Genomic DNA, 2,234 nt, shown 5'->3' with positions numbered 1-2,234 from the left:
GTGTTTGGGGAGGGTGGGGGCGAGGAGGGCTTCGGCGCGGCGGGCCGAGGCGGCGGGCTCCGTGGATTCCAGGCCCAGGGCCGCGAGGGTCGTCCGCGTGCGTCCGGTCGCCGTGGTGAGGACGACGCGGGCTTCGCCGCGTTCCCAGAGGGCGACCGGCTTCGTGCGGTGGCGGGCCGTGCGGGTGAAGCCGATGGCGGCGAGGAGGTCCTCGGCCGGCTGGGGGTCGCTCGTCGCCAGTTCGGCGAAGGCGACTCCCGTCACGCCCACGGGAGTCGGGAGCCGGGAGGCGCCCGCGCTCTCCTCCAGGGCGAGGAGGGAGCGCATGCCGTCGAGGGCGGTGCGGCCCGCGTCGGCCTGGCGGAAGACGTCGTTGAAGACCTCGAGGGAGAGGGGTCCGGCGTACCCCGTGGCGAGGACGTGGCGGAGCAACCCCGCGACGTCCAGGCCGCCTTGGCCCGGGAAGCAGCGGTAGTGGCGGCTCCACTGGAGGACGTCCATCGCCATCACGGGCGCGTCGGCGAGCTGGAGGAAGTAGATCTTCTCGCCGGGGATGTCCGCAATGCCTTCGAGGTCCTTGGGCTCAGAACCCCGGGACAGGATGTGGAAGCTGTCGAGACAGGTGCCGAGCGAGGGGTGGCCGGCGTCGCGGACGATCCGCCAGGCGTGGTCGTACGTGCTGACGTGCCGCCCCCACGCGAGCGCCTCGTACGCGACGCGGATACCGGACTCCCGGGCCGCGTCGGCGAGCCGGGCGAGCTGGGCCGCCGCCAACTCGTCGTCGTCCAGGGCGAGTACGGACACGTTGGAGCAGACGAGGACCGTGTCCACGCCGAGGCGTCCCATGAGCTCGAACTTGTGGCGGGCGCGGCGCAGGTTGCGGGCGAAGAGGTCCTCGGGGACGGCCTCGATGTCGCGCATCGGCTGGTAGAGGTCGATCGTCAGGCCCAGGTCGGCCGCGCGGGCGGCGATCTCCTCCGGGGTGAGGGGGCTGGCGAGGAGGTCGTTCTCGAAGATCTCGACGCCGTCGAAGCCCGCGCGCGCGGCGGCGGCGAGTTTCTCGGTGAGGGTGCCGCTGAGGCAGACGGTGGCGATGGACTTACGCATGGCCGCTCCCGATCCTGATCCAGGTCTTGCCGGCCCGCGAAGAGGCGCCCGCGAACGCCTCCTGAGCCTCCGTCAGAGAAAACCCCGCCTCGATCACCCTGCCGGGGCGGGCGGTCCGCAGTTCGGCGACGGCCGCGGTGAAGTCGCCGGGGTGGTCGTAGATCATCGAGCCGCGCACCACCAGCTGGCGGCGCACCACGTCGTCCGTACTCAGCGGCAGCGGCTCGGAGTTGAGGCCGACCAGCACGACCGTCGCGCCCGGCGCCGCCCGCTCGACCGCCGGGCGCAGCGCGGGGGCGTACCCGGACGTCTCGAACACGTACGTGAACCCGCCCCGCCCGTCGTCCGCGACCGCGCCCAGCCGTACGGCCTTCTCCAGCCGCAGGGGGTGGGGTTCCGTGACGACGGGTACGGCGCCGAGGCGGGCCAGGGTCAGACAGACCAGCAACCCCTGCGCCCCCGCACCGACGACCAGGCACCGGTCCCTCGCCGTCACCCCACTGCGGCGAACGGCGGCGCGCGCGACGGCGTACGGCTCGGCGCAGGCGAGGTCGGCGAGGCTGATCGGACCGGCGGGGTCGGTGAGGTCGGCCGGGTCCGCCCCTTCGGCGCCCAACTCCCCAGCTGAGGCGGCGTCTTCAGCCGAGCCGACAGGGTGAGCGAACGGCGCCGGGACCACCACCCGTTCGGCGAGGACACCGGGGCTGTTCAGACCGACGATCGCGCGACGCGGACACGCCGAGGTCAACCCCGTGCGGCAGTCCGCACACTCCAGGCAGGCGTAATTGGGTTCGATGACGACCCGCTGGCCCACCTGGCGGTCCACCACGTCCGTTCCTACGGCGACGATCCGCCCGAACCCCTCATGCCCCATCACCCACGGACTCCCCGGAACCTCACGCCGGCCGTGGAACACGGCGAGGTCGGTCCCGCACACTCCCACCCCCTCCACGGCGACGACCACATCCCCTGGCCCGCCCTCCGGCAGGGGCCAGTCCTCCACCACGTCGACCCGCCCCGGAGCCACCAGAACCGCCGCTCTCACAAGACCTCCCAGCAGACCACTAGACGGTTCACTTGTTCCGCTCTACGGCCAACTCTACCGGCACCGCCACCGAAGGCACCCC

Annotated in this window: 2 protein-coding genes; both read right to left on the bottom strand. The window is 72.8% G+C overall.

The window, feature by feature from the left end; all coding sequences use genetic code 11:
- Positions 1-1,107 (bottom strand): sugar phosphate isomerase/epimerase and 4-hydroxyphenylpyruvate domain-containing protein (locus AOK24_RS39370; RefSeq protein WP_159052153.1); only part of this gene is annotated, 1,107 nt, incomplete at its 3' end.
- Entirely contained in the window at positions 1,100-2,152 is a 1,053-nt protein-coding gene (locus tag AOK24_RS39365; protein ID WP_055724725.1) for a zinc-dependent alcohol dehydrogenase, read from the bottom strand. The genes AOK24_RS39365 and AOK24_RS39370, both read right to left, overlap by 8 nt.
- Positions 2,153-2,234 lie beyond the last annotated feature (82 nt).

Origin of the sequence: Streptomyces niveiscabiei, from assembly GCF_001419795.1 — a bacterium.
GTDB lineage: Bacteria > Actinomycetota > Actinomycetes > Streptomycetales > Streptomycetaceae > Streptomyces > Streptomyces niveiscabiei.
Note: the sequence above shows the minus strand (reverse complement) of the source record. Positions and strands in the feature narration are given on the sequence as shown.